Consider the following 24,915-nt stretch of genomic DNA (forward strand, 5'->3'; position numbering starts at 1 on the left):
CCTCGCGCGCAGCCTCGGGTGCGGTGGCCGACACGCCCGACGTGCCGCTGCCGATGGCCAGCCTCGACGCGATCGAGCGCTTCGTCGACGCGCTGTGGATCGAGGACGGGCTGGCCCGGCTCACCCTCGAGGCCTACCGGCGCGACCTGCGGCTGTACGCGCAGTGGCTGGCCAATCGCGGCGCCGTCGGCGGCAAGGCCGCCCGGGCGCTCGACAGCAGCACCGAATCCGACCTGCTGGGCTACATCGCCGAACGCCATTCGGCCACCCGCGCCACCACCGCCAACCGGCGGCTCACGGTGTTCAAGCGCTACTTCCGCTGGGCCCTGCGCGAGCACCTGGTGTCGGCCGACCCCACGCTGCGGCTGGGCAGCGCGCGCCAGCCGATGCGCGTGCCCAAGACGCTGTCCGAGGCGCAGGTGGAAGCGCTGCTGGCCGCCCCCGACGTGGCCGAGCCGCTGGGCCTGCGCGACCGCGCCATGCTCGAGCTGATGTACGCCAGCGGCCTGCGGGTGAGCGAGCTGGTCGAGATCAAGACCGTGCGCGTGGGCCTGACCGAAGGCGTGCTGCGCGTCGTCGGCAAGGGCGCCAAGGAGCGGCTGGTGCCCTTCGGTGGAGAGGCACAGGCCTGGATCGAGCGCTACCTGGCCGAGGCGCGCACGGCCATCCTCAAGGGCCAGCACAGCGATGCCCTGTTCGTCACCGGTCGCGGCGGGCCGATGACGCGGCAGATGTTCTGGATCCTCGTGAAGCGCCATGCGCTGCACGCCGGCATCACCGCACCGCTGTCGCCGCACACGCTGCGCCACGCCTTCGCCACCCACCTGCTGAACCACGGCGCCGACCTGCGCGCGGTGCAGATGCTGCTGGGCCATGCCGACATCTCCACCACCACCATCTACACCCACGTCGCGCGCGAACGTTTGCGCCTGTTGCACGCCGCTCACCATCCGCGCGGCTGACTGTGGCGCGGCCCCGGCAGGCGGTGCCGCCGGTGTCGACCCTGACAACGCATCGGTGAGGCTTGGGGTATCGTCTGACCAGTGCCCTGGGGCGCGCCGAAGGAGACTCACGCATGATGCTGGACTGCACCCGACGCCTGCGTGCCACCGTGGCAGGGTGCCTCATGGCCAGTCTGGCCGGCCTGGCAAGCGCACAGGCGTGGCCTGCGCGCGCGGTGACGCTGGTGGTGCCTTTCGCTGCCGGCGGCCCCACCGACGTGGTGGCGCGCACGCTGGCTGGGCCGATCGGCAAGGCGCTGGGCCAGCCGGTCGCCGTGGAGAACAAGGTGGGCCTGGGCGGCACGCTGGGCGCCGGCCACGTGATGCGGGCGGTGCCCGACGGCTACACCTTCCTGCTGCACCACAGCGGCATGGCCACCGCGCCGGCGCTGTACCGCCGCCTGCCCTACAACCCGCTCACCGATTTCGAGCCCGTCAGCCAGGTGGTCGACGTGCCGATGACGCTGATCGCCCGAAAGGACGTGCCGGCCGGCAGCATGGCCGAACTGCAGGCCCACATGAAGGCCAAGGGCGACAAGGTGTTCATCGCCCACGCCGGGGTGGGCGCGGCATCGCACCTGTGCAGCATGGTCTTCCAGCAGGCCGTGGGCATGGACCTGACCACCATGCCCTACCAGGGCACCGCCCCGGCGATGTCGGCCCTGCTCACCGGGCAGGTCGACCTGCTCTGCGACCAGACCACCAACACCACGCCGCACCTGCGGACGGGCCTGGTGCGCATGATCGGCGTGACCACCGCACAGCGCGTGAAGACGCTGCCCGATTCGCCCACGCTGGCCGAGCAGGGCTTGGCCGGGATCGACCTGGTGGTGTGGCACGGTGTGTATGCGCCCAAGGGCACGCCGCGCGAGGCCATCGACAAGTTCGGTGCGGCCTTGCGCACGGCGCTGAAGGACCCCGCCGTGCTGCAGCGCCTGGCCGAACTCGGCGCCACGCCCGCGGCCGACGCCAAGCTCAGCCCCGAAGGCCTGCGCAGCTGGCTGAAGCAGGAGACCGATCGCTGGGCCCCGGTGATCAAGGCGGCGGGCGCCTACGCCGATTGAGCCGGCGCCACCCGCCTGGCGGGGCTGCGCTCAGCCGCCGGTCGACAGCCAGGCCAGTTCGGCCTCCGAGAAGCCGGCGGCGCGGCGGGCCTCCAGGTTGAAGGGTGGCCGCAGCCGCGGCGCGGCGTAGCGGGCCACCAGCGTGGGGTACAGCGCCTCGGCGTCGAGCCCGTCGCGCGCGCACAGCCAGTGGTACCAGCGGTTGCCGATGGCCACGTGGCCCACCTCCTCGCGCAGGATCACGTCGAGGATCTCCACGGCGCGCAGATCACCGGCCTTGCGCAGCTTGGCCTGGATGGGCGGCGTGGCGTCCAGGCCGCGCGCCTCCAGCGTGCGCGGCACCAGCGCCATGCGCGCCACCGGGTCGGCCTTGGTGGCCTCGGTCATGCGCCACAGGCCGTCGTGGGCATCGAAATCGCCATAGGCCTGGCCCAGCGTGGCCAGGTGGTCGCGCAGCAGGCAGAAGTGCTGGGCCTCCTCGCCGGCCACCTGCAGCCAGTCGAGGTAGTAGCGCTCGGGCATGCCGTCGAAGCGCCACACCGCGTCCAGCGCCAGGTTGATGGCGTTGAACTCGATGTGGGCGATGGCGTGCAGCAGCGCCGCCCGGCCCGCCAGCGTGAAGGGCGAGCGCTGCGGCACCTGGTCGGCGGGCACCAGGCGCGGCAGCGCCGGGCGGCCGGGCAGGCCCGGTGGCTCGGCCATGGCCCGCAGGGGGTCGAGCGGCAGCGACCCGGCCCGGGCAGCCGCCAGCAGCGCCTCGGCCGCAGGGGCCTTGACGTCGGGGTCGGGGATCTGGAGCACCTCGAGGGCGCGCTGGCGCAGCATCCGTAAAATCATACGTTTGATCCAGGAGCGGGCCGTGGCCATCTATCAGTTCGGGGACGACCGTCCCCAGGTTGCGGCCACCGCCTGGGTGGCCGACAGCGCCCAGGTGATCGGCCGGGTGACGCTGCACGAGGGCGCCAGCGTCTGGTACGGCGCCGTGCTGCGCGGCGACAACGACCGCATCACCATCGGCCGCGACAGCAACGTGCAGGACGGCAGCGTGCTGCACACCGACACCGGCATCGCGCTGACGGTGGGCGAGGGCGTGACCATCGGCCACCAGGTCATGCTGCACGGCTGCACCATCGGCGACCATTCGCTCATCGGCATCCAGTCCGTCATCCTCAACCGCGCACGCATCGGCCGCCACAGCATCGTCGGTGCCGGCGCGGTGGTCACCGAGGGCAAGGAGTTCCCCGACGGCGTGCTCATCGTCGGCGCGCCGGCCAAGGTGGTGCGCGAGCTCACGCCCGAGCAGATCGAGCGGGTGAAGCAGTCGGCCGTTCACTATGCCGAGCAGACGGCGCGGCATCGGTCGTTGGTGAAGCGCGTCGACTGATGGACGAGCTGCACAAGTTCATCTTCGAGGGCCTGGCCGTGCGCGGCATGCTGGTGCGCCTGGGGCCCAGCTGGCGCGAGCTGCTGTCGCGCCGCACCAGCCGCGACGACGGCGGCCATGCCTTCCCGGCGCCGGTGCGCGCGCTGCTGGGCGAGATGGCCGCCGCCGCCTGCCTGATGCAGGGCACGCTGAAGTTCAACGGCGCGCTGGTGCTGCAGGTCTTCGGCGACGGGCCGGTGAAGCTGGCCGTGGCCGAGGCGCAGGCCGACCTGGGCTTTCGTGCCACCGCCAAGGTGGTGGGCCCGGTGGCCGCCGACGCGCAGTTGGAGGCCATGCTCAACCTGCATGGCAAGGGCCGCTGCGCGATCACGCTCGACCCACGCAACCGCCAGCCCGGGCAGCAGCCCTACCAGGGCGTGGTGCCCCTGCACGGCGACCGCCGCGAGCCGCTGCAGCAGCTGTCCGAGGTGCTGGAGCACTACATGCTGCAGTCCGAGCAGCTGGACACGCGGCTGGTGCTGGCCGCCGACGACGAGCGCGCCTGCGGCCTGCTGGTGCAGCGCCTGCCGCTGGCCGGCGGCGCCAACCTGGGCGGCGGCACCGCGCCGCGCGACGAAGACCAGATCGGCCGCAACGAAGACTACAACCGCATCGCGCTGCTGGCCGGCACGCTCAAGCGCGACGAGCTGCTGACGCTCGATTCGATGGTGCTGCTGCGCCGCCTGTTCTGGCAGGAAACCCTGCGCCTGTTCGAGCCGCAGGTGCCGCATTTCGCGTGCTCCTGCTCGCGCGAGCGCGTGGCCGGCATGCTGCGCGGGCTGGGCCGCGAAGAGATCGAATCGCTGATCGCCGAGCGTGGCGAGGCCGAGGTGGGCTGCGACTTCTGCGGCGCGATGTACCACTTCGATCCGGTGGATGCGGCCGGGCTGTTCACCCTCGGTCGCGACACACCGCCGGCCAGTTCGGGCGTGCAGTAGGGCCTGCGGGCAGGCCTTCCCATCCTCCGGGATGGGGCGTCCTGCCGTGCGGTGCGCCTACGATGCGGGCTGTCATGCCGAGCCAGGGTCCACCCGGCCGGCAGTCGCTCATTTCGCGAGGAAGCACCCACCCATGTTCGCCTTCTCCACCCTGCGCGTCGCCGTGGCCACCGTGGCCGTCGTGCTCGCCGGTTGTGCCGCCAAGCCGGTGCCGCCGCCCCCTCCGCCGGCCCCCGCGCCCTACACCGGGCCGGTGCTGCAGATCGAGCAGATCGACCGCGGCGTGCAGATCGTGCTGCCCAGCGTGGTGCTGTTCGACGTCAACAAGTCCACCTTCGATGCGGCGCAGGCCGGCCCCTTCCTCGAGCGGCTGGCCGGGCTGTTGACGCGCAAGACCGACAAGCGGGTGTCGGTCGAGGGTCACACCGATTCTGACGGCTCGGCCGCGCTGAACGACACCTTGTCCAAGGCGCGCGCCGCCGCGGTGGCCGAGGCCATGGCGGCGCGCGGCGTGCAGGCCAGCCGCATGGTCACCGCCGGCTATTCGTTCAACCGGCCGGTGGCGTCCAACAGCACCGAGGACGGCAAGCGCCTGAACCGCCGCGTCGAGCTGATCGTGCTCGACGAGAAGGTCGAGAACCTCACCGCGGGCGAGCCGGCCGGCTCGTTCGAATCGGCCTTCGCCAAGCTCAAGAGCCTGGTCGACCGGGGGCTGGTCAAGCCGGTGGAGCAGGGCAAGCCATGAGACACCCTGTGTCAACCCTTGCGAGCGGGCCGAGCGCCGGGCCGCTCCCAAGCCGGCCCGCCATCCCCTCGGGGGATCGGCCGACGTACACGTCGGTCGAGGGGCTGTCATGAGCGATACCCGCCGTCGCGACCTGGCCCGCCTGTTCGTTGGCGGCAGCCTGGCCTCGTCCTCGTGGCTGCAGGCACAGGCCGCGGGATCGTCCGGTGCCGCGTCGCCCGACCTCCGGCTGGCGCAGGGCACCGGTCCGCGCGGCGACGCTGCGGCATCGAAGGCACCGCGCATCGGCCTGGCCCTGGGCAGCGGCTCGGCGCGCGGCTTCGCGCACATCGGCGTGCTCAAGGCGCTGGACCAGGGCGGCATCCGCCCCGAGGTGATCGTCGGCAGCAGTGCCGGGGCGCTGGTGGGTGCCTTCTATGCCGCCGGCTTCACGCCCTGGCAGATCGAGGAGGTGGCGCTGCGCGTGCGCGACGCCGAGGTGGCCGACTTTGCCTCGGCCAGCAAGCGCGGCATGCTGGTGGGCGATACGCTGGGGCGCTTCGTCAACGACATCCTCAAGGGCGCGCGCATCGAGAACTTGCGCACCAAGTACGCGGCCGTGACCACCGACCTGCGCACCGGCGAACTGGCCGTGCTGCGCAGCGGCCCGGTGGCCGATGCGGTGCGGGCCTCGTGCAGCATCCCCGGCGTGTTCATCCCGCGCGAACTGGGCGGGCGCGAACTGGTCGACGGCGGCCTGGTCTCACCGCTGCCGGTGAAGACGGCGCGCAACCTGGGCTGCGACTTCGTCGTCGCGGTCGATGTCGGCACGCGGCCGCACCGGCAATCGCTGCCGGGCATGTACGAGGTGATCCTGCAGTCCTTCGAGATCATGGGCCGCGCCCTGTCGGAGCAGGAATCGCTGACCGCCGACCTGCTGGTGCGCCCCGACACCTCGCAATACGCCAGCAGCGACTTCAACGTGCGCCGCGAGATGATCCAGGCCGGCTACGAGGCCGGGCAGCGGGCGCTGCCCGAGCTGAAGCGACGCCTCGACGCGCCAGTGCGAACCCGCCGCGGCTGACGGGCTGCCGCGGCCCGGCCGGCAGGCTCAGGCCCGGCTGCGCTGCCAGGCCAGGTGCTCGCAATCGGGTTCGTCGCAGTCGGCGCACACGCCGCGCCAAGGCTGCTGCGCCGCGTCGCGCTCGGCCAGCCGGGTGAAGAGCCCGGCGCCCGGCCGCGCGCGCGGGCGCAGCAGCGGCGTCACGGCGTCGAGCGCGGCCTCCAGCCGCGCCGCGCCCTGGCCGCCGACCAGGGCCCAGGGCAGGGCGTGGGCGCTGAGCAGGTCGCGCACCGCATCGTCCACCGGCAGGCGCACGTGCGGGCCGTCGCGCTGCAGGCCGTCGGCCACCCAGGGCAGGTCGAGTGCGGTGAGCAGTGTGAGCCCGTGGTGCCGCTGCACCTCGACCGCATAGGCGTCGAGCGAGCGGTCGCCGAAGACGATGCGGCTGTACACGGCGGTCATCAGCGGCGTGGTGTCGCAGACCACCACCTCGTGACGCTGTGCCGCCTCGTCGATGCGCGCCTGCTGGGTGCGGGCGATGGCGGCCTGCTCGTCGGCGCGCGGCGTGCGCCCGGTGCGGTCGCACCACTCGCGCAGGTGCTCGCCGACCCAGGCGCTGCGCAGGCCGGTGTCGGCGCCGATGCGCTCGGCCAGGGCCTTCGCCAGCACGGTCTTGCCGGTGCTCTCGGCCCCGACGATGGCGATGCGCAAGGCCTCAGCCATGGGCCGGGCCCAGTTGCGCGCGCCAGGCGCGCCAGCCGGCCACCGACAGCACGGCGAACAGGGCGTACAGCAGCGTCGTCAGCCACAGGCCCTTGACGGCGAACAGCGCGACGCTGAAGACGTTGACGGCCAGCCACACCGCCCAGTTCTCGATCCACTTGCGGCCCAGCATGAACTGGCCGGTGATGCTGCCCGCGGTGGCCAGCGCGTCCAGCCAGGGCACGTCGCTGTCGGTCCAGCGGGCCAGCGCGGTGGCCAGCAGCGGCCAGGCAGCCAGGGTGAGCCCCAGCGCCATCCAGCGCTCGCGCGGCGACATGCGGCCCACGGCGACGGCCTGGCCACGGCCGTGGCGGCCTTCGAGCCACTGCCGCCAGCCCCACACCGCCACCCCGATGAAAACCCACTGCAGCGCCGCCTCGCCGTACAGCCGGCTGGCGGCAAAGAGCAGCGAATAGAGCAGCGACGACACCATGGCCAACGGCCACCCAAGCGGGTCGACGCGCATGTTGCAGACCACCATCCACAGCGACAGCCCGAAGGCCACCAGCTCGAGCCAGGTGACCGGGCTGCCCCAGGCCGTGAAGGCCACGGCCAGCAGCGGTCGCGCCGCGCCGATCAGGTCGCCCACGGTGTCCGGGCGCGGGTCAGCGGCGGGCGGTGAGCTGGACGAAGATCTCGTCCGGCTTGACCATGCCCAGCTCGCCGCGGGCGCGGTCCTCGACCATCTCGAGACCCTGTCGCAGGTCCTCGACCTCGGCCTGCAGGTGGTCGTTGCGCTGCTTCTGCTCGGCGTTGCGCTGCAGGTTGGCATCGAGCTGCGCCTGCAGGCGCATCACCTGCGGCAGGCCGCCGGCGCCGGCCCACAGGCCCACCTGCACCAGCCCCAGCAAGGCGAGCAGCGCGAAGGTCAGGTAACGCACGGTGAGTCGACCTCCGGCGCGTCAGCGCAGGTTGTAGAAGGCCGCACGGCCCGGGTAGCTGGCGATGTCGCCCAGGTCTTCCTCGATGCGCAGCAGCTGGTTGTACTTGGCGATGCGGTCGCTGCGGCTCATCGAGCCGGTCTTGATCTGGCCGGCGTTGGTGCCCACCGCGATGTCGGCGATGGTGGAATCCTCGGTCTCGCCCGAGCGGTGGCTGATGACCGCGGTGTAGCCCGCGCGCTTGGCCATCTCGATGGCGGCGAAGGTTTCGGTGAGGGTGCCGATCTGGTTGATCTTGATGAGGATCGAGTTGGCGATGCGCTTGTCGATGCCTTCCTTCAGGATCTTGGTGTTGGTGACGAAGAGGTCGTCGCCGACCAGTTGCACCTTGCTGCCGAGCCGCTCGGTGAGGTGCTTCCAGCCCGCCCAGTCGCCTTCGTGCATGCCGTCTTCGATGCTGATGATCGGGTACTTGTCCACCCAGGTGGCCAGCATGTCGGTCCAGGCCTCGGCGCTGAGCTTGATGCCGCCTTCGCCTTCGAGCACGTACTGGCCGTCCTTGTAGAACTCGCTGGCGGCGCAATCCAGGCCGATGGCGATCTGCGTGCCGGGCGTGTAGCCGGCCTTGTCGATGGCCTCGAGGATCATCTGGATGGCCGCCTCATGGCTGGCCACGCTGGGCGCGAAGCCGCCTTCATCGCCCACGGCGGTGCTGATGCCCTTGTCGTGCAGGATCTTCTTCAGCGCGTGGAAGGTCTCCGCCCCCCAGCGCACCGCCTCGCGGAAGCTGGGAGCCCCCACCGGGATGATCATCAGCTCTTGCAGGTCGAGGCTGTTGTTGGCGTGGGCGCCGCCATTGATGACGTTCATCATCGGCACCGGCAGGCTCATCGCGCCCGAACCGCCGAAGTAGCGGTACAGCGGCAGGCCGCTCTCTTCGGCCGCGGCGCGGGCCACGGCCATGCTGACCGCCAGCGTCGCATTGGCACCCAGCCGCGACTTGTTCTCGGTGCCGTCCAGGTCGATCAGGGTCTTGTCGAGGAAGGCCTGCTCGGACGCGTCCAGGCCCAGCACCGATTCGCTGATCTCGGTGTTGACGTGCTCCACCGCGCGGAGCACGCCCTTGCCGAGGTAGCGGCCCTTGTCGCCGTCGCGCAGCTCGATGGCCTCGCGGCTGCCGGTGGACGCGCCCGAGGGCACGGCCGCACGGCCCATGGTGCCGCTCTCGAGCAGCACGTCGCATTCGACGGTGGGGTTGCCGCGGCTGTCGAGGATCTCTCGGCCGACGATGTCAACGATGGCACTCATCTGGTTTTCCTTGGATGACGAAAGGGATCAGACCGGTCCGGGCACGCCCTCGACCACGATCATGTTGAAGAATTCGGTGGCGCCGGCGCGCTTGGCGCGCGCGGCCCGGTATTGCTCGGCGTCGTAGAAGGCCTTGGCCTGCTCGAGGCTGGGGAAGCGCAGCATGGCCACGCGGGCCGGCTGCCACTGGCCTTCGAGCACCTCGTGGCGGCCGCCGCGCACCAGGTACTCGCCGCCGAAGGCCGCCACGGCGGCCGGTGCCGCGGCCATGTACTGCTTGTATTGCTCCATGTCGGTGATCTGCATGTCGACGATGACGTAAGCGCAGGGCATGGCGGGCTCCGATTTCAGCAGGAAAAGTCGTTCTCGAGCAGTGGCTGGGCCTTGACCACGCGGTCGAGGGCCAGCAATTGTTCGAGCAGCGCGCGCATGTGCTTCAGCGGCACGGCGTTGGGGCCGTCGCACAGGGCCTTGGCCGGGTCGGGGTGCGTCTCCATGAACAGGCCCGAGATGCCCACGGCCACGGCCGCTCGGGCCAGCACCGGCACGAACTGGCGCTCGCCGCCGCTGGAGCTTCCCATGCCACCGGGCAACTGCACGCTGTGCGTGGCGTCGAACACCACCGGCGCCCCGGTCTCGCGCATGATCGCCAGGCTGCGCATGTCCGAGACCAGGTTGTTGTAGCCGAAGCTCACGCCGCGTTCGCAGGCCATGAAGCGGTCTTCGCTCAGCCCCGCGGCGCGGGCGGCCGCCCGGGCCTTGTCGAGCACATTCTTCATGTCGTGCGGGGCGGTGAACTGGCCCTTCTTGATGTTCACCGGCAGCCCGCTCTGCGCCACGGCGTGGATGAAGTCGGTCTGGCGGCACAGCAGCGCCGGCGTCTGCAGCACATCCACCACCGCAGACACCTCGGCGATGTGGCCGACATCGTGCACGTCGGTGAGCACCGGCACCTTCAACTCGCGCTTGATCTTGGCCAGGATCTCCAGGCCCTTGGCCATGCCCAGGCCCCGGAAGGCCGTTTCGCTGGAGCGGTTGGCCTTGTCGAAGCTGCTCTTGAAGATGAAGGGGATGCCCAGCGCGGCGGTCATTTCCTTCAACTGGCCGGCAGCGTCCATCTGAAGTTGCTCGCCTTCGACCACGCAGGGGCCGGCGATCAGGAAGAAGGGTCGGTCGAGGCCGACGTCGAAGCCGCAGAGCTGCATGGGTGCTTGGTCCTCAGGCCCGGGTGGCGCGACGTTCGATCGCGGCCTGGATGAAGCTGATGAACAGCGGGTGGCCGTCCCAGGGCGTGCTCTTGAACTCGGGGTGGAACTGCACGCCGACGAACCAGGGGTGCAGCGCCGTGGGCAGCTCGACGATCTCGGTGAGCTTCTCGCGCTGCGTGATGGCGGAAATGACCAGTCCGGCCGACTGCAGCTGGTCGAGGTAGCGCTCGTTCGCCTCGTAGCGGTGGCGGTGGCGCTCGGTGACCACGTTGCCGTAGATGCGGTGGGCCAGCGTGCCCGGCGTGACGTCGGAACTTTGCGCGCCCAGGCGCATGGTGCCGCCCATGTCGGAGTTGGCGCTGCGCTTCTGGATGGTGCCGTCGCGGTCCTGCCACTCGTCGATGAGCGCGATCACCGGGTGCGGCGTTTCGGGCTCGAACTCGGTGGAATTGGCGCCCGGCAGACCGGCCACATGCCGCGCGTACTCGATGGTGGCCACCTGCATGCCCAGGCAGATGCCGAGGTAGGGCATCTTGTGCTCACGCGCATACTGCGCGGCCACGATCTTGCCCTCGATGCCGCGCTTGCCGAAGCCGCCGGGCACCAGGATGGCATCGAACTTCTCGAGCTGCGCCGCCGAGTCGGCATTGAGCGTCTCGGAATCGACGTACTCGATCTTGACCCGGGCGTGGTGGTGGATGCCGGCATGGCGCAGCGCCTCGTTGAGCGACTTGTACGAGTCCGACAGATCGGTGTACTTGCCGCACATGGCGATGGTGACCTCGCGCTGCGGGTGCTCGACCTCGTTGACCAGGCGGTCCCAGCGGCCCAGGTTGGCGGGCTTGGTGAGCAACTGCAGCTTCATGCAGATCTGCTCGTCCAGGCCCTGCTCGTGCAGCATGCGGGGCACCTTGTAGATGGTGTCCACGTCCCACATGCTGATCACGCCGTGCGGCACGACGTTGGTGAACAGCGAGATCTTCTCGCGCTCCTCGGCCGGCACCTCGCGGTCGGCGCGGCACAGCAGCACGTCGGGCTGGATGCCGATCTCGCGCAGCTTCTGCACCGTGTGCTGGGTGGGCTTGGTCTTCAGTTCGCCGGCGGCGGCGATCCAGGGCACGTAGGTCAGGTGCACGAAGGCGGTGTTGGTGGGGCCGAGCTTCAGGCTCATCTGGCGCACCGCCTCGAGGAAAGGCAGGCTCTCGATGTCGCCCACCGTGCCGCCGATCTCGACGATGGCCACGTCGACGTCGGCCGCGCCGCGGCGCACGAACTCCTGGATCTCGTTGGTGACGTGCGGGATCACCTGCACCGTCTTGCCGAGGTAGTCGCCCCGGCGCTCCTTCTCGAGCACGCTCTTGTAGATCTGGCCCGAGGTGAAGTTGTTGCTGCGCTTCATCCGCGTGGTGATGAAGCGCTCGTAGTGGCCGAGGTCGAGGTCGGTTTCGGCACCGTCGTCGGTGACGAACACCTCGCCGTGCTGGAACGGGCTCATCGTGCCCGGATCGACGTTGAGGTAGGGGTCCAGCTTGATGAGGGTGACCTTGAGCCCGCGGGACTCGAGGATCGCGGCCAGCGAGGCCGACGCGATGCCCTTGCCGAGCGAGGACACCACACCGCCGGTGACGAAGACGTACTTGGTCATGTCATGCAGCACACGTGGCCGGCCGCTGGCGAGCCGCACGAATGCCCTGGTGGTAAAGCGCGATTATAGGGGTGGGGTCGTCGGCCCTGCCCCTCGCGCCGTGCCGATCGCGTGGCTCGGTCCGCCGCCGGGCCGCCCCAAGGCGAACGGCGCCCCCTCGCGGGGGCGCCGTGGCGCCGCGACCGGCCTTGGGGGCGGCTCAGGCCGCCAGGCGCGTCACCTTCTCGTCCAGCACGAGTTCGGGCTCCTCGGCCTCGACTTCGGTCTCGCCGTCCAGGTGCGCCTGCATGCGCGGCACGTCCAGTTCGCCGCACCACTTGGCCACCACCAGCGTGGCGACGCCGTTGCCCACCAGGTTGGTCAGCGCGCGGGCCTCGCTCATGAAGCGGTCGATGCCCAGGATCAGCGCCAGGCCGGCAACCGGCACGCCACCCACCGCCGACAGCGTGGCGGCCAGCACGATGAAGCCCGAGCCGGTGACGCCCGCGGCGCCCTTGCTGGTCAGCAGCAGCACGGCCAGCAGCGTGAGCTGCTGCGTCAGCGTCATCGGGGTGTCGGTGGCCTGGGCGATGAACACGGCCGCCATGGTCAGGTAGATCGACGTGCCGTCCAGGTTGAACGAGTAGCCGGTGGGCACCACCAGGCCGACCACCGACTTGCGCGCGCCCAGGTTCTCGAGCTTGGCCATCATGCGCGGCAGCACCGATTCGCTGGACGAGGTGCCCAGCACGATCAGCAGTTCTTCCTTGATGTACTTGATGAACTTCCAGATCGAGAAGCCGTGGATCCTGGCGATGGTGCCCAGCACCGCGAAGACGAAGACCAGGCAGGTCAGGTAGAAGGTGGCCATCAGCTGGCCCAGCGAGACCAGCGAGCCCACGCCGTACTTGCCAATGGTGAAGGCCATCGCGCCGAACGCGCCGATCGGGGCCACCTTCATGATGAAGCCGACGATGGCGAACAGCACATGCGAGGTCTTCTCGATCACGTCGAAGACCATCGTGCCGCGGCCACCGAAGCGGTGCAGCGCGAAGCCGAACATCACCGAGAACAGCAGCACCTGCAGGATGTCGCCCTTGGCGAAGGCATCGACCACGCTGCTCGGGATGACGTTGAGCAGGAAGTCCGTCGTGCTCTGCATCTTGCCCGGCGCGGTGTAGGCCGCGATGGCCTTGGTGTCGAGCGCCTTGGCGTCGACGTGCATGCCCACGCCCGGCTGCACCACATTGACGATGATCAGGCCGATCACCAGCGCCAGCGAGCTGACGACCTCGAAGTACAGCAGCGCCAGGCCACCGGTCTTGCCGACCTTCTTCATGTCCTCCATGCCGGCGATGCCGACGACGACGGTGCAGAAGATGATCGGCGCGATGATCATCTTGATCAGCTTGATGAAGCCGTCGCCCAGCGGCTTCATCGCCTCGCCGGTGGCGGGGGCGAAGTAGCCGAGCGCCACGCCGATGACGATGGCGGTGATGACCTGGAAGTACAGCGACCGGTAGAACGGCCTGTGTTCGGTGGCGTCGGTGTGCATGGCGGTCTCCTTGTGAATCGGGACGCCATGATCATGGGGAAAACCCTCGAAATCTGTACGTGGACACCGCTACGCGTTTTCCACAGCCGCAGCCCCCATGTCTTGCAGCAGGGCCATCACCCGCGCGGCCGTCTCGGCCGGCTTTTCCATCGGATAGAGGTGCGTGCCCTCGATCCACTGCAGCCGCGCGCCTGCCAGCGCACGCACCATGCCCAGCCCGCCTTGTCGCACCTCCACCGAGCGCGTGCCGGCCAGGAAACCCACCGGGCACTTCAGCGGGTGGCGCCGCAGCACGGTGCCCAGGTGGTGCGGCAGGGTGTTGTAGATGCGGGTCTCGATGGCGCGGTCGAAGGCCAGCACCGTCTTGCCGCCGCGGCGCTCGGTGCCGACGGCCAGGTAGTCGTCCAGCACATGGGGGGCCCAGCGCGCGAAGACCGACTTGCTGCCGTAGTGCTCGGCCACGGCCTGCCGCGACGGCCATTCGTGGCGGCGCGTCTGCGAGACGCGGCCGGGCGAAAAGCGCTTCATCAGCCCGCTGGCCTTGAACACCTGCACGCTGTGCGCCCGCCAGCCGGTGATGACCGGCGAATCGAGCATCACCAGGCCGCGCGCCAGGTCGGGCCGCCTGCTGGCCGCCAGCAGGCTGAGCAGGCCGCCGAGCGAGTGGCCGACCAGCCAGGCCGGGCCGCCGACGCGCGCATCGATGAAGTCGATCAGCTGGTCGCGCAGTCGCGGCCAGTTGCTGGTCACGGGGTACTTGGGGTCGTGCCCGAACTTGTCGAGCGCCTCGACGCGGAACCCGGCGTCTTTCCAGACCTTGAAGAGCTGCTTGTAGGTGCCCGCGGGAAACCCGTTGGCATGGGAGAAGACGATGGTGGCGGGCATTCGGCAGGGATCGTGGGAGCGGGCGGCCGCCCTTCTGCGGGCCGGCATGGCCACAGTGTGCCTGCATTGCGCCCGCGACTGGTGCGCTCGGCCCGCCTATACCAAAGGTGGGGGTGAATTCCCGCCCAGCTCTGTCGACTGGCGTGGCAAGCCGCCGGACATCATCGACCCGGAGTGGCCTTCGCGGCCACGAGACCCATGGCCCAGGAGTTCCCATTGCAACACATGAAGGTGTCGAGTCGCTTGTATCTGCTGGTGGCCGTGTCGCTGGTCACCATGGTCGCCCTGGCCGTCTTGAACTGGGTCGAGATCGTCCATCTCGGCCACCTGCAGGTCGAATCGCGCAGCCGCAGCCTGGGTGCCGGCGAAGTGAAGAAGATCGCCGGCCTCGGTGCCCAGCAGTACCGCATCGTGGCCGACACCTTCATCAACCGCGACTTCGACGGGTCGCAGGCCAAGTGGATGGCGATGGCCGCCGAGGTCGACCGTGGCATGGCCGCGCTGGTTGCCCTGGCGGACACCGATCAGGAGCGCAATGCAGCGCAGTCGGCTGCCAAGACGATGGCCGAGATCCGCGCGCTCTACGTCGAGCAGTTCCAGCCTCTGGCACGGCGCGACGGACCGGTGGCCGAGATCCGCGCGCTGGACGACCGCATCGACCGGCTGATCGACCGCTACGATGAGCAACTCGCGGTGCTGGCAAGCAGCCTGGCGCAGGAGGCCGTGGAGGCCGGCGAGATCTTCGATGCGACCAGCCTGCGCGTGCGCCTGATCAACCTGGCCTCGATCGCCGCGGCGGCACTGCTGCTGTCCGTCTTGGCCATCCTGGTCTCGCGCAGCATCACCCGGCAACTGGGCATGGAGCCGGCCGAAGCCATGGCGCTGGCCCGCCGCATCGCCGAGGGCGACCTGTCGCAGCCGGCCGGACGACACAACGCCACCGACGACGACCTGGCCGGCGCACTGGCCGCGATGCTGGCCACGCTGCAGTCGGTGGTCACGCGGGTGCGGGCCGGCGCCGAGGGCGTGGCCACGGCCAGCGCCGAGATCGCGCAGGGCAATCAGGACCTGTCGGTGCGCACCGAGCAGCAGGCCAGCTCGCTGCAGCAGACCGCCACCACGATGGAGTCGCTCGGCCAGGCCGTGCGCCACAACGCCGAGAGTGCAACGAATGCCAACCAGCTGGCGCAACGCGCGTCGGGCGAGGCGGCCAACGGTGGCGAGGTGGTGAACCAGGTGGTGACCACCATGGCTGGCATCGCCGAGAGCTCGCGCCGCATCGCCGACATCATCACCGTCATCGACGGCATCGCCTTCCAGACCAACATCCTGGCGCTGAACGCCGCGGTCGAGGCAGCGCGCGCCGGCGAGCAGGGGCGCGGCTTCGCCGTCGTCGCCAGCGAGGTGCGCAGCCTGGCCCAGCGCAGCGCCGAGGCCGCGCGCGAGATCAAGGCCCTGATCACCGCCAGCGTCGAACGGGTGGAGTCCGGCAGCACGCTGGTGAACGACGCAGGGGCCACGATGCAGGCCCTGGTGCAGTCGATCCGGCGGGTGAGCGACATCGTCGGAGAGATCTCCAGTGCCACGGTCGAGCAAAGTGCGGGGGTGCAGCAGGTGGGACAGGCGGTGCACGCGCTCGACAACGGCGTTCAGCAGAACGCGGCACTGGTGGAGCAGAGCGCCGCCGCCGCCGACAGCCTGAGCCAGCAGGCGCGCGAGCTGGTGCGCACCGTGGCGATGTTCAGGGTGGGTGAGCCGGCGCGTGCGTGAGACACCGCACATCTGGCGCCGCGGCGCCGCTGGCGCCCGTGGTGCGGCCGTAAACTGACCCGATGTAACCGGCGGTCACGAGGCGCAACGGACACCATGGCGTGCAGGCAAAAGCAGCGGCAGGACCCCCCTTGCGGTGCCATGGCCGCTCGCGCCCGTCGGGCCGGCGCCCTGCTGCTGGTCGTGGCAGCGGCTCTGCTGGCGGGGTGCGCCGGCGCGCCCAAGTTCACCACCGACGACGGCCGGCGCGTCAACGAGCAGTTGCTCGAGCAGGTCCGGCGCTATGGCCGGGGCGAGCGGGCGCTGCGTCCGGCGATCGCCCGCACCGCCGCGCTCGCCGACCCCGACTGCGACAAGCAATGGGAGCTGCCGTTCTCGGTGGCCACCGCCGAATCCTGGGACGAGGACGACCGCGTCGCCTGGGTGCGCGCACTTGGCGTCGACGAGCGCCTGACCGTGGTGGCGTCCGCGCCGGGGTCGCCGCTCGACGTGGGTGAGCGCATCGTGGCCATCGAAGGCGACCGCGGCCAGGGCTCGGCCGAGCAGATGTCGCTGCGGCTGGTCGACCTGCGAGACCAGGGCCGGCCGTTCGAGCTCACCGCGCTGTCCGGCCGCAAGGCGCGGGTGCAGCCCTTCGAGGTCTGTCGCGGCTACACCCGGCTGGCCCCGCCCAGCACGCCGCAGATGCAGGATTACCACTGGCTGCTCACCATGCACCCGTTGGCGCTGGTGCAGGCCGACCTGAGCGAGGACGAGGCGCTGTGGATGGTGCTGTGGACGCAAGGCCTGTCCGAAGAGGGCGGCGCCCGCATGAAGACCTACCACTACACGACCAAGATCGTCGGCACGCTGTACAGCCTGGCCACGCTGGCCTCGGGCTTCAAGGGCGCCGCCATGGCCGCCGATGCGGCGATCAAGGCTGCGCAGACCACCGCCACCCGCGTGGCCACCGATTTTCTCAAGCAGCAGCTGGTCGATCGGGCGCGCGACCTGGCCCGACAGACGCTGGCCACGCAGCTGGTCGGCCAGGTCAAGGCCTTCGCCGTGCGCCAGCTGGGCGATGACCCGTCCGGCGGTGTGCAGGTGCTCGAGTTCATGCAGACCGCGGCGGACTTCCGGCGCTCGTTCAGCGGCCTGTCGCGGGTGGCCGCCACGGTGTTCGACCGGGCCGATGCCTGGGCCTTCGAGCGCGCCGCGAAGCTGCACGCCAATCCCCTGGCAGGCTTCTCGCTGCACCAGAAGCTGCTCGAGCAGGGCGTCGGCGGCAACGCCTTCGCCTTCGACGTCGAGCGACTGGGGGCGCTGAGCAAGGTCGCCGAGGCCCGCGGCATGGGCGACGACGTGGTGGCCATCCTCAAGGGCGTCAAGCCGTCTGCGGTCGAGTTCGCGCTGACCGGCATGCCCCTGGCCACGGCGACGCGGCCGTTCCGCTACGAAGACGCGCTGGAGTCGACCGCAGGCAACCCCTTCGCCTTCGGGCTGGTCGACGCGATGATGTCCATGCCGGTCGAATCGCAGAGGCGGCCATGAGCAGCCCGTGGTGGTGGCCCTGCATCGGGCGATGGGGTGTCGCCGCAGCGGTGGCGCTGGGTGCGCTCGTCGCGCCGGAGCACCCATGGGCACAGCCGGTCATGGGGGTGGGCGTGCCGGCATCGGCGCCGAATGCCACGTCGATGACGCCGGCGACTGCCGCGCCGGTGGCCGCGCCTGTCGCGGTCGACATCGCGTCGCCGGGGCCGGCGCTGGCCGCGTCGTCGCCGGGCACGACGGGCTCGGTGCTTCCGGTGTCGGCGGTGGCCGTGCCCGCTGCGGCCTCCGCCGCCGCGGCCGCGGCCTCGGCGTCGTTGTCGACACCGCCGCCGCCGCCCTCCTGCGCCGGTGTCACCGATCGCGCCATGGCCGTCGACCTGCAGGCCGCCAACGCGCAGGCGCAGCGTGCCGAGATGGCCGACCAGGCGCGGTTGCTGGACGAGTCCAGCAGGCTGTGGTCGCAGGCGGTGGACCTGTGCACCGGCCGCGCCCGCGACCGCGCCCAGCGCAACCTCGGCGACAGCCGCAAGGCACGCACTGCCATCGGCGAGTTGCAGGGCGCCGGCGTGGGCTGTCTCGTCAGCCAGAAGGACGCCGCCACGCTGGAAGAACTGGCCCGCCGAGTGCTGGGCGAGCGACGCTGGGCCGACGCCGCGGGGCTGTTTCGCCGCGCCGAGACGCAGTGGGAACTGGCCGGCGAGCGCTGCAGCGGCCCGCAGCAGCAGGTGGCCCAGCAGCGCCGCGAACTGGCCGAGATGGACGCACACAACGCCGAGCACTGTGCGCCGCGCTTTCAGGTCGCGATGGAGCACACCCAGCGCCTGCGCAGCAGTGGCGCGGCCTGGCCTCCGGCAGAGCGACAGACCCAGTCGCTGATCGCCGAGACGCTGTGGCGCCAGGCCATCGACTCCTGCCGGGGGGCGGCGCTCGACCTGGCGCGCAGCCAGGCCCAGACGCTGTCGCGCGAACGCGGCACGCCGTGGGTGGCCACCCTGCCGCCCGAGCCAGTGGCGCGCGTGGCCAGGCCGGCGGCGATGGCGTCGTCCGCGCCGACCTCGGCCCCGACGCCCGCCTCCGTGTCGTCCGTGCCAGGCGTTGCACGGTCCGCCGCCGTGGCGTCATCGGCGCCGCCGCCGTCGACGCCCGCAGCGGTGCCGGTCGTGCCGGCCACGCCACAGAAGATCGATGCGGTGCTCGGGGCCGACACGCGCCTCAGCGGCCTGTTCACGCTCGATCCGGGCGGCCAGACCTACTCCGGCCAGGGGAAGATCAACTGGGCCAACGGCGAGGCCTACGATGGCATGGTGGTGCGCGGCAAGCGCCACGGCAGCGGCGAGTTCACCTGGACCACCGGCCAGCGCTACCGCGGCGATTGGGTGGACGACCGGCCACGGGGACAGGGCCGGATGCAGTTCGCCAACGGCAACCTCTACGAGGGCGCGGTGGTCGATGGCCAGCCACAGGGCCAGGGCCACATGGTCTACGCGTCGGGCGATGTCTACACCGGCGACTTTGCCGCTGGCGAGCCCCATGGCAACGGCAAGTACCGCTGGGTCAGCGGCCAGCGCTACGAAGGCCCCTGGGCCATGGGCAAGGCGCGTGGCCGCGGCAACCTGGTGTTCGCCAACGGCAACCAGTACGACGGCGAGGTCGAGGGCGGGCTGCCCCACGGACAGGGCCGGCTGCGCTTTGCCAGCGGCGACACTTACGAAGGCCGCCTGGTGCACGGCCTACCCGACGGCGAGGGCCGCTACCAGTGGAAGAACGGCGACAACTACGCCGGCGGTTGGAAGGCCGGCCAGCGCGATGGTCCGGGCACCATGACCTGGGCCAATGGTGACCGCTGGGACGGCACCTTCCGCGCCGACGCGCAGACCGAGCAGGGCCAGCTGACCCGGGCGACCAAGCCCTGACCCGGCCGCCGTTGCCAGGCAGGGCCATCTGCCCACGGACACCGGCCGCAGGCCTGCGGCAGGGCCGGGCAGGCCGTCCGACCCCTCAGACGATCCGCTCGCCCGGGTGCGTGATCTTGCGCATCGGCTCGTAGCGCGACACGCCGCCCAGCAGCGGGTGCTGGGTGTTGCCGCCATCCCAGCGCGGGTCGTCGATGCCCTCGAACACCTCGCGCAGGCGCTGGCCCCAGGTGTTGTGGATCATGCGGAAGTACGGGTTGGTGTCGTCGATGCAGACGATCTCGTTGCTGCTGAAGCTGCCCTCGCGGTACACCAGCAGGTCGAGCGGCAGGCCCACCGACAGGTTGGACTTCAGCGTCGAATCCATCGACACCAGCGCGCACTTGGCGGCCTCGTCCAGCGGCGTGGCGGGGGTGAGCACGCGGTCGAGGATGGGCTTGCCGTACTTGCTCTCGCCCACCTGGAAGAAGCAGGTCTCGCGCGTGGCCTCGATGAAGTTGCCGGCCGAATAGACCAGGAACATGCGCATCGCCTCGCCCTTGATCTGGCCGCCGAGGATGAACGAGGCGTTGAAGTCGATGCCCGCGGCCTTCAGCGACGGGCCGTCCTGCTGGTAGACGCGGCGCACCGCGGCGCCGAGCACGCGCACGGCGTCGAACATGCTCTCGGCGTTCCAGATGGTCAGCGGCGGCAGCTCGGTGCCGCGGTCGAGCTTCTCGAGCTGCAGGATCTCGCGCACCGACTGGCTCACCGACAGGTTGCCGGCCGACAGCAGGCACATGAACCGGTCGCCCGCCTTCTCGTAGACCATCATCTTGCGGAAGGTGCTGATCTGGTCGATGCCGGCGTTGGTGCGCGAATCGGAGAGGAACACCATGCCGGCGTTGAGGCGGATGCCGATGCAGTAGGTCATGTCGTTTGTCAGGTAGGAATGGATTTGAGCCGGTACAAGGCGTCGAGCGCCTCGCGGGGGGTGAGGGCGTCGGGGTCGATGGCGGCCAGGGCCCGCTCGACCGCCGAGGGTTCAGGGGCGCTGGCCGCGGCCGGCGGCGCGGCGAACAGGTCCACCTGCGCCTGGCCGGCCTGCTGCTGGGCTTCCAGCGCCTCGAGCGTGCTGCGGGCCTGGCGCACCAGGCCGGCGGGCATGCCGGCCAGTCGGGCCACCTGCACGCCGTAGCTGCGGCTGGCGGGGCCGGGCTCGATGGCATGCAGGAAGACGATGTCGTGCCCGCTTTCCACCGCCGACACGTGCACGTTGATCGCGCGCTCGTGCCGGGCCGGGAACTCGGTCAGCTCGAAGTAGTGGGTGGCGAACAGCGTGAAGGCCTTGTTGCGGTCGTGCAGGTGCGCAGCGATGGCACCGGCCAGCGCCAGGCCGTCGAAGGTGCTGGTGCCGCGGCCGATCTCGTCCATCAGCACCAGCGACTGCTCGGTGGCGCCGTGCACGATGGCCGCGGCCTCGGTCATCTCGAGCATGAAGGTCGATTGCGCGTTGGCCAGGTCGTCGGCGGCGCCGATGCGGGTGTGTATGGCGTCGATCGGCCCCAGCCGGCAGGCTGCGGCCGGCACGAACGAGCCCATCGAGCCGAGCAGCACGATCAGCGCCACCTGGCGCATGTAGGTGCTCTTGCCGCCCATGTTGGGGCCGGTGATCACCAGCATGCGGGTGCGCGCGTCGAGCCGGCAGTCGTTGGCGATGAAATCGGGCCCACCCGTCTCGGCCAGGCGCGCCTGCACCACCGGGTGCCGGCCCTGTTCGATCTCGATGCAGGGCTGCGGCACGAAGCGCGGTCGGCACCAGCCCAGCGTGGTGGCGCGTTCGGCCAGCGCGGCCAGCACGTCCAGCGCCGCCAGCGCGCGGGCCAGCCCCCCCAGCGCGCCCAGGTGCGGCAGCAACTGGTCGAGCACCTGCTCGTACAGCCATTTCTCGCGCGCCAAAGAGCGCTCTTGCGCGCTCAGCGCCTTGTCCTCGAAGGTCTTGAGCTCGGGCGTGATGAAGCGCTCGGCGTTCTTCAGCGTCTGGCGGCGCTGGTAGTCGGCCGGCACGCGGTCGAGGCCCGAGCTGGTGACCTCGATGTAGAAGCCGTGCACCCGGTTGTACTGCACCCGCAGGTTGCCGATGCCGGTGCGCGCCCGCTCGCGCGCCTCGAGGTCGAGCAGGAAGGCGTCGCAGTTCTGCGCGATGCCGCGCAGCTCGTCCAGGTCGGCGTCGAAGCCGGGGGCGATCACGCCGCCGTCGCGCAGCAGCACCGCGGGCTCGTCGGCGATGGCGCGCTGCAGCAGCCCGGCCACCTCGGGCGGCGGCTGCAGCGCCGCGTGCAGCCGGCCGAGCAGGGCACTGCCCTCGGGCGCGGCAGCGCGCAGCGCGGGCAGGGCCAGCAGCGTGGCGCGCAGGCCGGCCAGCTCGCGCGGGCGCACCTGGCGCAGCGCCAGCCGGGCGACGATGCGCTCGACGTCGCTCACCTGCCGCAACGCCTCGCGCAGCGGCTCGAAGCCCTGCGCCACCAGCGCGTCGATGGCGTCGTGGCGGTCGAGCGCGGCGGCCCGGTCGCGTGGCGGGTGCACCACCCAGTGCCGCAGCGTGCGGCTGCCCATGCCGGTGCGGCAGGTGTCCAGCAGCGACAGCAGCGTCGGGCTGTCCTCGCCGCGCAGCGTCTGGGTGAGTTCGAGGTTGCGGTGGGTGGCCGGCGGCAGCTCGATCAGCTCGTTGGCGCGGGCCACCGACAGCGTGGCCACGTGGGCCAGTGCCTGGCCCTGGGTGTGCTCGGCAAAGCTCAGCAGCGCGGCGGCGGCGGCCTGGGCCACCGCCAGCTCCTGCGCGTTGAAGCCCTGCAGCGACGCCACCTTCAGCAGCGCGCACAGCTTGCGCTGCCCCAGCGCGGTGTCGAACTGCCAGGTCGGCCGCTGCGTGCGTGCGGCGCGGTGCTGCAGCACCGCGGGCGGCAGCTCGGCCTCGTGCACCAGCAGCTCGGCCGGGTCGAGCCGCGCCAGCCAGCCGGCCAGGTCGCGCTCGCCGCATTCGGTCAGGCCCAGCTGGCCGCTGGTCAGGCCCAGCCAGGCGATGCCCCAGGTGGCGCGCACCTTGGTCAGTGCGCACAGCAGGGTGTCGACGCGCTCGTCGAGCAGTTCGGTGTCGGTGACGGTGCCGGGCGTCACCACGCGCACCACCTTGCGCTCGACCGGGCCCTTGGCGGTGGCCACGTCGCCCACCTGCTCGGCGATGGCCACCGCCTCGCCCAGCTTGATCAGCCGCGCCAGGTAGCCCTCGACCGAGTGCACCGGCACGCCGGCCATCACCACCGGCGCGCCGGCGCTCTGGCCGCGGGTGGTGAGCGTGATGTCGAGCAGGCGGTTGGCCTTGCGGGCGTCGTCGAAGAACAGCTCGTAGAAATCGCCCATGCGATAGAACACGAGCGTGTCGGGGAACTCGGCCTTGATGCGCAGGTACTGCGCCATCATCGGCGTGTGGGCCGACAGGTCGGGCAGGACAGTCCCGGGCGGCACCGAAGGGGGCGAACTCATGGCCAGTGTGCGGGCGCGCGTGCCGGGCGCGTCAGCGCAGCGGGATCGGCGTGGCGCGGTCGACCGCGACGGCGGTGACGCTGTTGTTCGGCGAGCCCTCGATCAGCCGATCCGAGTAGGTGAGGTAGACCAGCGTGTTGCGCGCCACGTCGACCATGCGCACCACGCGCAGCTTCTTGAAGATCACCGAACTGCGCTCGCTGTAGACCTCTTCCTGCTTCGGCAACGGCTTGGCGAACGAGATCGGGCCCACCTGCCGGCAGGCGATGGAGGCATCGGACTTGTCCTCGGCCAGGCCGACCGCGCCCTTGATGCCGCCGGTGCGCGCCCGCGACACATAACACGTGACACCGGCGACCTTGGGGTCGTCGTGGGCGTCTACGACGATCTTGTGGTCGGGACCGATGAACTTGAAGACGGTGTCGACCTCGCCGATACGCTGGGCCTGGGCCAGTCCGGCCCCGCACAGGCCCAGCCACAACAGCAGGTGCGCGCGCATGGCAGGCCTCAGAACGGTGCGTCGTCGCCGCGCGGGCGCGTGCGGGCCGGGCCCCGCGTGTCGGGCCGGGCCGGGCCGCGCGTGGCGGGGCGCACCGGCGGGCGGCTGTCCGGGCCGCGGGTGTCGGCCCGGTCGGGGCCGCGCGCATCGGTGCGGGCCGGGCGCTGGGCATCGGCGGGTGCCGAACTGTCGTCGCCCGCATGCGCCGAGGCATCGGCCTTGCGGATGCGCACGGGCTTGCGCTCGCGCACCGGGGCGGCCGGTTCGGCACCGGGCTCGCCGTCGGTCACAGGGGCGGGCACGGCCTCGCCATCGGGCAGGCCGGCCGCCAGCGCGGCCGCCACCACATCGGAATCGACACCGGACAGCGGGGACGCCGCGGCGCCCGCCTCGTCGGCCTTCATGGCCCGGCTGTGGGGGGCGAGCAGCGCGACCAGCTGGCCGTACACCTTGGGGTTGCCGGCGACGATCTCGCGCTGGTGCAGGAAGTCGGATTCGCCGGTGAAGTTGCCCACCAGGCCACCGGCCTCGGAAATGATCAGCGAGCCGGCGGCCACGTCCCAGGCGTTCAGGCCGGTCTCGAAGAAGCCGTCGTACCAGCCTGCGGCCACATAGCACAGGTCGAGCGCGGCCGCGCCGGGGCGGCGCACGCCGGCGCAGGCCTGCATCACCGTCTCGAACATCTTGACGTAGCGCTGGAAGCTGTCGCCGCGGCGGAACGGGAAGCCGGTGCCGATCAGCGAATCGGACAGGCGCGTGCGCTTGGACACGCGCAGCCGCCGGTCGTTGAGGAAGGCGCCGCGCCCGCGCGAGGCGAAGAACAGGTCGTTGCGGGTGGGGTCGTAGACGACGGCCTGCTGCACCACGTTGCGGTGCGCCAGCGCGATGGACACGGCGTACACCGGGAAGCCGTGCAGGAAGTTGGTGGTGCCGTCCAGCGGATCGATGATCCAGGTGAACTCGCTGTTCTTCGCGCCATGCTCGCGGCCGGATTCCTCGGCCAGGATGCCGTGGCCCGGGTAGGCCCCGAGCAGGATCTCGATGATCGCGGCCTCGGCCGCCTGGTCGACCTCGCTGACGAAGTCGTTGGGCCCCTTGTGCGAGATCTTGAGCACGTCCAGATCGAGCGAGCCCCGGTTGATGATCGCCCCCGCGGCGCGCGCGGCCTTGATGGCGATGTTGAGCATGGGGTGGAGCGATTGCGACATGGGGCGTCCTGGGCGGAGCTTGGGGGCCGGATTGGGG

22 protein-coding genes and 1 pseudogene are annotated in these 24,915 nt (G+C 70.9%); 9 read left to right on the forward strand and 14 right to left on the reverse strand.

Features of this window, described 5'->3' with window-relative positions:
* Positions 1 to 53 precede the first annotated feature (53 nt).
* Positions 54 to 962, forward strand: a complete 909-nt coding sequence (gene xerD, locus EOINJALH_RS11340; protein WP_088280488.1) for a site-specific tyrosine recombinase XerD — start codon at positions 54 to 56, stop codon at positions 960 to 962.
* Positions 963 to 1,075: 113 nt separating this feature from the next.
* Positions 1,076 to 2,065, forward strand: coding sequence for a tripartite tricarboxylate transporter substrate-binding protein (locus tag EOINJALH_RS11345; protein WP_404872757.1), 990 nt, complete (start codon positions 1,076 to 1,078; stop codon positions 2,063 to 2,065).
* A gap of 30 nt (positions 2,066 to 2,095) precedes the next feature.
* On the opposite strand, the gene EOINJALH_RS11350 is transcribed toward EOINJALH_RS11345, so the two are convergent.
* On the reverse strand, positions 2,096 to 2,890 hold the full coding sequence (locus EOINJALH_RS11350; protein ID WP_088280462.1) for a ferritin-like domain-containing protein: 795 nt from the start codon (positions 2,888 to 2,890) through the stop codon (positions 2,096 to 2,098).
* Positions 2,891 to 2,924: 34 nt separating this feature from the next.
* Between EOINJALH_RS11350 and EOINJALH_RS11355 the strand changes: the two genes are divergently transcribed.
* The 4 genes from EOINJALH_RS11355 (at position 2,925) to EOINJALH_RS11370 (ending at position 6,234) form a co-directional block, all read left to right on the forward strand.
* Positions 2,925 to 3,449: a gamma carbonic anhydrase family protein gene (locus EOINJALH_RS11355; protein WP_088280463.1), complete on the forward strand. Its 525-nt coding sequence runs from the start codon at positions 2,925 to 2,927 to the stop codon at positions 3,447 to 3,449.
* Positions 3,449 to 4,426, forward strand: a complete 978-nt coding sequence (locus tag EOINJALH_RS11360; protein ID WP_088280464.1) for an Hsp33 family molecular chaperone HslO — start codon at positions 3,449 to 3,451, stop codon at positions 4,424 to 4,426. The genes EOINJALH_RS11355 and EOINJALH_RS11360 overlap by 1 nt, the downstream gene beginning before the upstream one ends.
* A gap of 133 nt (positions 4,427 to 4,559) precedes the next feature.
* Positions 4,560 to 5,171 carry an OmpA family protein gene (locus EOINJALH_RS11365; RefSeq protein ID WP_158219726.1) on the forward strand — a complete coding sequence of 204 codons (612 nt, stop codon included), beginning with the start codon at positions 4,560 to 4,562 and terminating at the stop codon, positions 5,169 to 5,171.
* Positions 5,172 to 5,280: 109 nt separating this feature from the next.
* Positions 5,281 to 6,234, forward strand: coding sequence for a patatin-like phospholipase family protein (locus EOINJALH_RS11370; RefSeq protein WP_088280466.1), 954 nt, complete (start codon positions 5,281 to 5,283; stop codon positions 6,232 to 6,234).
* Between the two features lie 27 nt (positions 6,235 to 6,261).
* Here the strand turns inward: EOINJALH_RS11370 and EOINJALH_RS11375 are convergent, their stop codons facing one another.
* The 9 genes from EOINJALH_RS11375 to EOINJALH_RS11415 all read right to left on the reverse strand — a co-directional run bounded on the left by EOINJALH_RS11375 (position 6,262) and on the right by EOINJALH_RS11415 (position 14,436).
* Positions 6,262 to 6,936, reverse strand: a complete 675-nt coding sequence (locus EOINJALH_RS11375; protein ID WP_088280467.1) for an AAA family ATPase — start codon at positions 6,934 to 6,936, stop codon at positions 6,262 to 6,264.
* Positions 6,929 to 7,564 (reverse strand): nicotinamide riboside transporter PnuC, encoded by a 636-nt coding sequence (gene pnuC / locus EOINJALH_RS11380; protein ID WP_088280468.1) that lies wholly within the window; start codon positions 7,562 to 7,564, stop codon positions 6,929 to 6,931. The genes EOINJALH_RS11375 and pnuC overlap by 8 nt, the downstream gene beginning before the upstream one ends.
* A 16-nt stretch (positions 7,565 to 7,580) precedes the next feature.
* Entirely contained in the window at positions 7,581 to 7,856 is a 276-nt protein-coding gene (gene ftsB / locus EOINJALH_RS11385; RefSeq protein ID WP_088280469.1) for a cell division protein FtsB, read from the reverse strand.
* Between the two features lie 21 nt (positions 7,857 to 7,877).
* On the reverse strand, positions 7,878 to 9,164 hold the full coding sequence (eno, locus tag EOINJALH_RS11390; protein ID WP_088280470.1) for a phosphopyruvate hydratase: 1,287 nt from the start codon (positions 9,162 to 9,164) through the stop codon (positions 7,878 to 7,880).
* A gap of 27 nt (positions 9,165 to 9,191) precedes the next feature.
* A complete protein-coding gene (locus EOINJALH_RS11395) occupies positions 9,192 to 9,497 on the reverse strand; it encodes a DUF1330 domain-containing protein (RefSeq protein ID WP_088280471.1) in 306 nt (101 codons plus the stop codon).
* A gap of 14 nt (positions 9,498 to 9,511) precedes the next feature.
* Positions 9,512 to 10,369: a 3-deoxy-8-phosphooctulonate synthase gene (gene kdsA, locus EOINJALH_RS11400; protein WP_088280472.1), complete on the reverse strand. Its 858-nt coding sequence runs from the start codon at positions 10,367 to 10,369 to the stop codon at positions 9,512 to 9,514.
* Positions 10,370 to 10,382: 13 nt separating this feature from the next.
* Positions 10,383 to 12,017, reverse strand: a complete 1,635-nt coding sequence (locus EOINJALH_RS11405) for a CTP synthase (RefSeq protein ID WP_088280490.1) — start codon at positions 12,015 to 12,017, stop codon at positions 10,383 to 10,385.
* 199 nt (positions 12,018 to 12,216) lie between these two features.
* On the reverse strand, positions 12,217 to 13,551 hold the full coding sequence (locus tag EOINJALH_RS11410; RefSeq protein ID WP_088280473.1) for a dicarboxylate/amino acid:cation symporter: 1,335 nt from the start codon (positions 13,549 to 13,551) through the stop codon (positions 12,217 to 12,219).
* A 69-nt stretch (positions 13,552 to 13,620) separates the two neighbouring features.
* A complete protein-coding gene (locus EOINJALH_RS11415) occupies positions 13,621 to 14,436 on the reverse strand; it encodes an alpha/beta fold hydrolase (protein ID WP_088280474.1) in 816 nt (271 codons plus the stop codon).
* Positions 14,437 to 14,661: 225 nt separating this feature from the next.
* Here EOINJALH_RS11415 and EOINJALH_RS33315 point away from each other — a divergent pair, with 225 nt between their 5' ends.
* The 3 genes from EOINJALH_RS33315 to EOINJALH_RS11430 all read left to right on the forward strand — a co-directional run bounded on the left by EOINJALH_RS33315 (position 14,662) and on the right by EOINJALH_RS11430 (position 19,649).
* On the forward strand, positions 14,662 to 16,206 hold the full coding sequence (locus EOINJALH_RS33315) for a methyl-accepting chemotaxis protein (RefSeq protein ID WP_088280475.1): 1,545 nt from the start codon (positions 14,662 to 14,664) through the stop codon (positions 16,204 to 16,206).
* A 141-nt stretch (positions 16,207 to 16,347) separates the two neighbouring features.
* Positions 16,348 to 17,736, forward strand: a complete 1,389-nt coding sequence (locus tag EOINJALH_RS11425; protein WP_088280476.1) for a hypothetical protein — start codon at positions 16,348 to 16,350, stop codon at positions 17,734 to 17,736.
* A 143-nt stretch (positions 17,737 to 17,879) separates the two neighbouring features.
* Positions 17,880 to 19,649, forward strand: coding sequence for a hypothetical protein (locus EOINJALH_RS11430; RefSeq protein WP_158219727.1), 1,770 nt, complete (start codon positions 17,880 to 17,882; stop codon positions 19,647 to 19,649).
* Between the two features lie 85 nt (positions 19,650 to 19,734).
* On the opposite strand, the gene EOINJALH_RS11435 is transcribed toward EOINJALH_RS11430, so the two are convergent.
* The 4 genes and pseudogenes from EOINJALH_RS11435 to EOINJALH_RS11450 form a co-directional block, all read right to left on the reverse strand.
* Positions 19,735 to 20,562 (reverse strand): proteasome-type protease, encoded by an 828-nt coding sequence (locus EOINJALH_RS11435; protein ID WP_088280478.1) that lies wholly within the window; start codon positions 20,560 to 20,562, stop codon positions 19,735 to 19,737.
* A gap of 8 nt (positions 20,563 to 20,570) precedes the next feature.
* The gene (mutS, locus tag EOINJALH_RS11440; RefSeq protein ID WP_234413791.1) at positions 20,571 to 23,171 is read right to left on the reverse strand and encodes a DNA mismatch repair protein MutS; all 2,601 of its coding nucleotides are present in this window, start codon (positions 23,169 to 23,171) and stop codon (positions 20,571 to 20,573) included.
* Positions 23,172 to 23,202: 31 nt separating this feature from the next.
* Positions 23,203 to 23,670 (reverse strand): CreA family protein, encoded by a 468-nt coding sequence (locus tag EOINJALH_RS11445; protein ID WP_088280480.1) that lies wholly within the window; start codon positions 23,668 to 23,670, stop codon positions 23,203 to 23,205.
* 173 nt (positions 23,671 to 23,843) lie between these two features.
* Positions 23,844 to 24,878, reverse strand: a pseudogene (locus tag EOINJALH_RS11450) (inositol monophosphatase family protein); the annotation flags it as partial.
* Positions 24,879 to 24,915: the final 37 nt, after the last annotated feature.

This window comes from Ideonella sp. A 288 (assembly GCF_002198735.1).
Lineage (GTDB): Bacteria > Pseudomonadota > Gammaproteobacteria > Burkholderiales > Burkholderiaceae_C > Pseudaquabacterium.